7 protein-coding genes are annotated in these 7592 nt (G+C 66.5%); all 7 read right to left on the bottom strand.

The window, feature by feature from the left end; all coding sequences use genetic code 11:
- A partial coding sequence (gene gspH, locus BLX42_RS03705; protein ID WP_161871170.1) for a type II secretion system minor pseudopilin GspH occupies nucleotides 1-255 on the bottom strand: 255 nt, incomplete at its 3' end.
- A 3-nt stretch (nucleotides 256-258) separates the two neighbouring features.
- Nucleotides 259-693 (bottom strand): type II secretion system major pseudopilin GspG, encoded by a 435-nt coding sequence (gene gspG / locus BLX42_RS03700; RefSeq protein ID WP_046784384.1) that lies wholly within the window; start codon nucleotides 691-693, stop codon nucleotides 259-261.
- A gap of 18 nt (nucleotides 694-711) precedes the next feature.
- Nucleotides 712-1914, bottom strand: a complete 1203-nt coding sequence (gene gspF / locus BLX42_RS03695; protein ID WP_012315992.1) for a type II secretion system inner membrane protein GspF — start codon at nucleotides 1912-1914, stop codon at nucleotides 712-714.
- A gap of 3 nt (nucleotides 1915-1917) precedes the next feature.
- Nucleotides 1918-3366 (bottom strand): GspE/PulE family protein, encoded by a 1449-nt coding sequence (locus tag BLX42_RS03690; protein ID WP_161871169.1) that lies wholly within the window; start codon nucleotides 3364-3366, stop codon nucleotides 1918-1920.
- Nucleotides 3366-5300 (bottom strand): type II secretion system secretin GspD, encoded by a 1935-nt coding sequence (gene gspD / locus BLX42_RS03685; protein WP_371316846.1) that lies wholly within the window; start codon nucleotides 5298-5300, stop codon nucleotides 3366-3368. The genes BLX42_RS03690 and gspD overlap by 1 nt, the downstream gene beginning before the upstream one ends.
- 21 nt (nucleotides 5301-5321) lie before the next feature.
- Nucleotides 5322-5747, bottom strand: coding sequence for a pilus assembly protein PilZ (locus tag BLX42_RS03680; RefSeq protein WP_115273988.1), 426 nt, complete (start codon nucleotides 5745-5747; stop codon nucleotides 5322-5324).
- Nucleotides 5744-7384 carry a lipoprotein UxpA gene (locus BLX42_RS03675; protein ID WP_161871168.1) on the bottom strand — a complete coding sequence of 547 codons (1641 nt, stop codon included), beginning with the start codon at nucleotides 7382-7384 and terminating at the stop codon, nucleotides 5744-5746. The genes BLX42_RS03680 and BLX42_RS03675 overlap by 4 nt, the downstream gene beginning before the upstream one ends.
- Between the last annotated feature and the right edge of the window lie 208 nt (nucleotides 7385-7592).

The raw sequence follows: 7592 nt of genomic DNA, 5'->3' as shown, positions 1-7592 counted from the left end.
CGGTTCGGCCACCCAGCCCTCGCGCTCTCGCCGCACGAACTCCGGGTGTTGGCCGGTCCAGCGCAGCCCGCGCAATTGCCCGGCATGCCGGGCCAGTGCAGCCTGGGTGTGGACGTGCGCCGCCAGCCGCTGCAACGCCTGATCGACGCTGGCCTTGCCGCTGTCCAGCCAGGCCACCGCAAGCCCGGTCATGAGGCCGGCGATGGCCAGCACCACCAGCAATTCGAGCAGGCTGAAACCGCGCTGTGGGCGCATCGCTCACAGCGCCCAGTTACCCAGGTCGGCGTCCTGGCCTTCGCCGCCCTGTACACCATCGGCGCCCAACGAATACACATCGACCCGGCCATGCTCGCCAGGCATGCGGTACTGGTACGGGGTGCCCCACGGGTCCTCCGGCAGGCGGCGTACATAACCATCGCTGCGCCAGGCACGCGGCAGCGGCTCCTGGGTCGGTTTTTTCACCAGCGCAGCCAGGCCTTGCTCATTGCTGGGAAAGCGCAGGTTGTCCAGCCGGTACATGTCCAGCGCCTGCTCGAGCGTGCTCAGGTCGGCCATGACCTTCTGCCGCATGGCCTTGTCCTGGTTGCCGAGCACGCTGGGCGCGACCACGGCGATCAGCAGGCCGATGATGAAAATCACCACCATGATTTCCATCAGGGTGAAGCCGTGTTGGCGCTTGCGTCGATGCTGCATGGGGTTGCTCCTTGTCATCTACAGTTGCAGGCCCTGGTTGAGCTGCATGATCGGCAGCAGCACCGCCAGCACGATGAACAGCACTACGGCGCCCATCACCAGGATCATCAGGGGTTCGAAAAGCGCCATGGCCGTATCCACCTGGCGGGCAAAGCCACGCTCCTGGTCGTCGGCCACGCGCTCGAGCATGTCGGCCAGGGTGCCGCTTGCCTCGCCACTGCCGACCATGTTCACCAGCAACGGCGGGAACTGCTGGCAACCATCCAGCGCCCGGTGCAGGCTGGTGCCGCCCTGCACCTGCTGGCGCACCTGCTCCATGGCCAGGCGGATACGACGGTTGCCGACGGTTTCAGTGGCCACCTGCAAGGCTTCGAGCAAGGCAACACCGCTGCTGGTGAGGATCGCCAGGCTGCGCGCCAGGCGGGCACTCTCCAGCACCTGTAACAGCCCCCCCACGCGTGGCAGGCGCAACAGCAGGTCGTCGCGGCGCAGGCACCAGTGCGGCTTGCGCAGCAACCAGCTGGCCAGCAGCGACGTGAGGATGGCCAGCCCCAGTAGCCAGGGGCCGGCGTGCACCAGGCCTTGGCTCAGGCCGATCAGCAATGAGGTGATCAGCGGCAGGCTCTGCCCGGCATGGGCAAACTGTTCGGTGAGCTTGGGTACGACGAAGGTCATCAGGCCGATCACCACCGCCAGTGACACGCCCATCAGCACGCAGGGGTAGATCAGTGCCGTACGCGCCTTGTGCTGCTGGCGCTGCACCTGTTCCAGGTGGTCTGCCAGCCGGGTAAGCACCTGGGCCAACCGCCCGGAGCGCTCACCGGCTTCGACCAGCGCGCAGTACAGGCCGGTGAACGGCGCGCCCTGGCGGGCCAGGCTACGAGCCAGGCCCAGGCCCTCGGCGAGCGAGCCACGCAGAGCCACCAGCACCCCGTGCAGGGCTGGCTGGCGCAACTGGCGCTCAAGCGTCGCCAAGGCATCGACCAGCGGGATGCCCGCGCCGGTCAAGGTCGCCAGCTGGCGTGTCAGCTCACACAGCTGGGCACGGCTCAGGCGTTGTCGGCGCGGCTGCCGGGCACCGCTTTCGAAGCGCTGCAACTGGCGGGGGAACAAGCCCTGCTCGCGCAGCAACTGGCGTGCGTGGCGTTCGGTATCGGCCTGCAGGCTGGCTTTGTGGGTCTTGCCGGCCAGATCAACGGCCTGGTAGCGAAAGGTCGGCATGGGTCAGCCCTGCACCACACGCAGTACTTCGGCCAGGCTGGTCTCGCCGCGGGCCAGGCAATCACTGGCCATCGCCACCAGGCTCTGGCGGCGCTCGGCCAGGTAGTCGTGCATGGCCAGTTCACTGGCGCCGTCATACAGCAGGCCGATCAGGCCGGCGTCCAGTTCGACGAATTCGTACAGGCCCAAACGACCGATATAGCCAGTGCCCTGGCATTGCTCGCAGCCCACCGCGTGGTAGCTGCTGCCCAGCGCCGCCAGCTCAGGCCACAGCGCCCGTTCGGCCGGCTGCAATGGCTGCGCCACCGCGCAATGGCACAGCCGCCGCACCAGGCGCTGGGCCAGCACGCCACGCAGGCATGAGGCGATCAGGAACGGTTCGATGCCCATGTCGCGCAAGCGGGTGACCGCGCCCACTGCGCTGTTGGTGTGCAACGTCGACAGTACCAAGTGGCCGGTGAGGCTGGCCTGCACGGCGATCTGCGCGGTTTCCTGGTCGCGGATTTCACCGAGCATGATCACGTCCGGGTCCTGGCGCAGGATGGCGCGCAGGCCAGTGGCAAAGGTCAGCCCGGCGCGCGGATTGATGGCCGTCTGGCCAATGCCGGCGATGGCGTATTCCACCGGGTCCTCGACGGTGAGGATGTTGCGGCTGCCGTCATTGAGGCTGTTGAGGCTGGCGTACAGGGTGGTGGTCTTGCCCGAGCCGGTCGGCCCGGTCGACAGCACGATACCGTTGGGCCTTGTCAGGCAACTGCGCAGGCCGTGCAGCACTGCGTTGGGCATGCCCAGGTTGCCCAACGCCAGCAAGCTGGCCTGCTTGTCGAGCACGCGCATCACCACGCGCTCGCCATGGATACCGGGCAAGGTCGAGACGCGCACGTCCACCTCACGCCCGGCGGCGCGCAAGGTGATGCGACCGTCCTGGGGCTGGCGCTTCTCGGCGATGTCCAGGCGCGCCATGACCTTGATCCGCGACACCAGCATGGCCGACAACGCGCGCGGCGGGCGCAATACCTCGCGCAGGTGGCCATCGACACGCAGGCGCACCACCAGGCTCTGCTCAAAGGTCTCGATATGAATGTCCGAAGCGCGCAGGCGCAGGGCCTGACCGAACAGGCCGTTGATCAGGCGGATCACCGGGGCCTCATCATCGCTTTCGAGCAGGTCCTCGATGCGCGGCATTTCGCTCATCAGGCTGTCCAGATCAACCTGTTCGCCGATGCCTTCGATCAGTGCTTCGGTGGCAGCATCCCCGGCCTGATACAACTGGCCGAGGCGTTCGTCGAACGGCGCAGCTTCCAGGTAGTGCAGTGCCACGGGCTGGCCATGCACACGCAGCAGTTCCTGCAGTTGGTTACTGTCGGCATCGCGGCGCAGCCACAACTGCCAGCCGGTATCCGCCGGGGCCATGGCCAGCCCGGCCTGACGCGCAAGGCGATAGGGCAGCATCACCAGTCGCCCCCGTCCAGGCGCGCGCGGCTGGCCGGGAATACCCGCAGCAGCTGGCCGTCCTGCGCAAGGCCTGGCAGCTTGAGCGGCGTGGTCTGCTGCAGGGTGCGGTACTTGTCTTCGCTCAAACCCGCCAGGCTCGGCCCGTCACGCAGGATGCGCGGGCGGATGAAGACCATCAGGTTCTGCTTGGTGTTCTTGCTGGCCTCGGAACGGAACAGCCGGCCCAGCCCCGGAATATCCCCAAGAAACGGTACGCGTTGATCGCTGGTGCTCAGCTCATCGCTGATCAGGCCGCCAAGAATCACCAGGCCATTGTCCTCGACCATGACCTTGGTCTTGATCTCGCGCTTGTTGGTGATCACATCGCTGGCGGCGCTGGAGTCGGCGATCGACGAGACTTCCTGAACGATATCCAGGCGTACGCTGTTGTCGATGTTGATCTGCGGCTTGATGCGCAGCTTCACCCCGACTTCCTTGCGCTCGATGGTCTGGTAGGGGTTGGCGTTGTTCTGCGTCACGGAGCCGGTGACGAAGGGCACTTCCTGGCCGACCAGGATCGATGCCTCGGCATTGTCCAGGGTCAGCAGGGTCGGCGTGGACAGCAGGTTGAAGCCGCTCTTGCCCTTCAGTGCGTTGATCAGCATGGCGAAGTTGAAGCCACCGCCGAAGTGGCCGATGCCGGCAGTCACGCCCGTGGTGGCCGACAGCAGGTCGCCCAGCGCTTCGTTGTCGCCGCTGGCGGCGGCGCCCGCGATGTTGGCGATGTTCACCCCGTTGCTGCCGAAGTTGACGATGCCGGCGCCGAACTTTTCGTCGGCGAACAGCCACTGCACGCCAAGCTCCTGGGCACGGCTGTCGGACACTTCGGCGATGATGGCCTCGACCACTACCTGGGCGCGGCGGATGTCCAGCTGCTCGACGATGGAGCGGTAGGCGGCCAGCTCGCTGTCGGGGCCGACCATGACCACGGCGTTGGTGCCCTCCTCGTACTCCAGGCGTATGCCCGAATCGCTGGCGGCGGCCATCACCGGCTTGTCCTTGGCCTCGCCTTCGCCTGCTCCCTCGCTGGGCACACCGCCTTCCTGGCTCAACCCGCGCAGCACCTTCACCACTTCGCCAGCATTGGCATGGCGCAGGTAGATCACCTGCGTGTTGCTGCTGTGCCGGTTCTCACTGGGCTGATCGAGCTGGCCCAACAGGGCTCGCACACGGTCGGTGCTGCCACGTACCAGCAAGGCATTGCTGCGCGGGTCAGCCACCACCTGGGTGCTGTCGGCGCCCTGCTCCCGGGCCAACAGGCGGGTCAGCAACTGCGCTGTGTCGGCGGCGCTGGCATGGCGCAGGGGCATGACCTTCAGCGGTTCGTCACTGACCTGGTCAAGCTGGCGCAACAGGCTGTCGATGCGTTCGAGGTTGCTGCGCCAATCGGTGACCACCAGCAGGTTGGCCGCAGGATAAGGGGTGATCACACCAACACGGGGGTCGATCAGCGGCTTGAGAATACCGAGCATCTGCTCGCTGGCGGCGTTACGCACATTGAATACGCGGGTGGCCACGCCATCACTGCCTTCGCTGTGCTTGCCGGCGGCTTCAACTGGCACCGGCTCCAGGCGCGCGGCCTGGTCGGGGACGATCTTCACACTGCCATTGGGCAGATCGACCGCGGCATAGCCTTGGGCACGCAGCTGGGCGAGAAAGATGTCGTAGATGGCATCGGCATCGTGGCGGTCGACGGTACGCACCGTGACCTTGCCTTTGACCCGCGGGTCGACGATGAACGTGGTGCCGGTGATGCGCGACACGCTGTCGATGAATTCGCCCAGCTCGGTGTCGACGAAGTTCACCTCGTAAAGCGGGGTGCCGTTGTCATCGAAGGTTTCCGGTTCTTCTGCCCAGGCCGCAGCAAGAGCCAGGGTCAAGGCAGCGGCCACGCAATATTTCACCAGCATTGTTCATCCTTGCCGCTTGAAGCCGGTCACGGCGGGGCGTGGCGGCCAGGGCAAGCGTTCGCGCCGCCCCTGGTTGTCGAAAATCAGGCCATCGGCGTCGATGTCCTGCAACACGATCCCCGGTGCCAGGCGCTGGCCGCGGCCCAAGGTGCGCACCTGCTGGCCGTAGCGCAGCACCACGACGCTGGCCGACAACGGCTTGGCCTTGAGGCCGCCCAGGTACTGCAATGGCAACCGGGTGAGCGCAATCGAGCCGTCGTCGCCTGGCGCTTGCCAATGGCCGACCAGCAACCCCGGCAGCGGGGCGTCGACGGTAACCGGGGCGCTGGCCGGTTGCGGCTGGCGCGCCAGTTGCAGCACGCATTGGGCGGCAAGCCACCCGGCCAGCGTCAGCAGGCCACCGGTCATCAGGCGAGCGGCGAATGTCATGACATCAACTGCCGTGGGTGCCAGCCTGGGTGGCCTTGCACGTAGCGCACCTGCGGCACTTGCAAGGCCGCCAGTTGCCAACCCGGCTGCTGCCGCCCGAGCCAGGCCTCGACCCGTTGCCACAACGGCTCACCGGCTTGGGGCTCGAATTGCAGACCAAAGGTGCGGCACAGGCCCTGCACCGGATCCAGGCCGGTGATGCGCTTGCCTTGCGGGCTGTAGCTCACCTGCCAGGCCTGGCCCTGCCAGCGGGGCAGGTCCTGGCTGTTGTCCAGCAGCAAGGGGTCACCGAACAGTTGCTCGGCGGCGTTTTCCAGCACCTGCTCGACCTGCCGGGCCGGCGCCTCGACCACCGGTGCCGGGTAGCCGCCGGTGAGGCTGATCAGGTGCTCGCGCGTGATGGCCTGGCCAGCGGCCAATGGGTAGTCATAGCGCAGGCCCGGCAACAGCACCGGCATGCTGCTGTCATCGGCCAGGGCCTGGTGCAGCAAACGGTCCCAACTGCCGCCACGCGTGTCGCGACGCCACAGCGCCTGTGGCGCAACCGCCAGCGGCTGGTCGAGCCACGCTGCATGGCCTGCGCGCTGCTGGCGCAACTCGGCCTGCAACTGGCTGGCGCGCAACTGCGCTGCGGGTGAGAGTTGCTGGGCCAATGCCGGAAAGAAGCGCCCATCGAACTGCCATTGCCCGGCAACCTGTTGGCAACGCAGGCGAAACGCACCACTGCCACGGCAACCGGCAAACAACACCGGGATGCGCCGGCCACTGGCCTGGGTCGCCTGCACAGGCGTGGGCCACAGGTCCTGGCCACGTGCGCAGAGCAGCACGTCGATCTGCGCCACGCGCTCGGCCAGCCACAGGCCCGGGCCGGTACCGACATCCGCCAGCGCCACCACCAGGTCCGCTTCGCGGCGGGCCTGCTCGAAGGTCGGCAGCAGCGATTGGTACCACTGTTTGAGCGAGGCTTTCTGGTCCTGGGCGTAAGGGTCGGTGACGCCCACCACGGCGATGCGTGCACCGCCGCGCTCGAAAATGTGCAGAGGCTCCAGGCCCAAGGTTTTGCGTTGTTCGTCGGCAATACCCGCAGCAAGGGTCATCGCTGAAGACTGGTGGTAAAGGGCGGCACTGCGCTGTGGCCAAAGCACGCGTTCATCACTGCTCACACGGGCTTCGCTGCCCAACAGCCGGCTGCCCTGCACACCGCTCTCGCCCTGGGTCAAATAGGCCAGGCCACTGCCGTTCCAGCCCTGGCCGTTCTCGAGGGTCAGGCTATTGCCCGGCCCCACCTCGGCGCGCAGCTGTTCCAACAGGGCCGCGAGCACGGCATAGCCACCCAATTGCACGCCGGCCGCCTGGCTGGCATCGAGCAAAGGCGCGAGTTGAGGGTGAGCCACGCTGGCGCTGTCGCCGGTCATCCAGGGGGCACGGCCCAGGTGGCTGACCGGGCCCAGGCGGGTCGCCGGCACCACGGGCTGGCCGGGCTGGCGCGCATCGAGGGTGTCGGCGACGTACAACAGGTCCAGGCTGGCATTGCCGCCGCGCTGGCCCGGGAATGCAGAACAGGCACCGAGCAACGGTGCCAGGGCACCGACACCCATCCATCTGATCATTTCGCGCCTGTACACACTGCTTGCCATCGGGCCCGCCATCCTTATCCGAGTTCTCTTTGGGCCCCGGATGTTGCGGCGTTGGCATTACAGTTTGATGGCAGAAATCCGACAACCATTCCAGATTGTTCTGTCTGGCGCAGCGATAAGAACTTAATGTTTTAAAGCGACGTTAATATTTCTGCCAAAGAATCATCATCTTTGCGCACTAAAGTCGCGGTTTCTTCCAACTCAGCCA

Source organism: Pseudomonas sp. SG-MS2, from assembly GCF_009933855.1.
GTDB classification, from domain to species: Bacteria; Pseudomonadota; Gammaproteobacteria; order Pseudomonadales; family Pseudomonadaceae; genus Aquipseudomonas; species Aquipseudomonas putida_E.
This window is presented reverse-complemented; position numbering and strand designations above follow the sequence as displayed.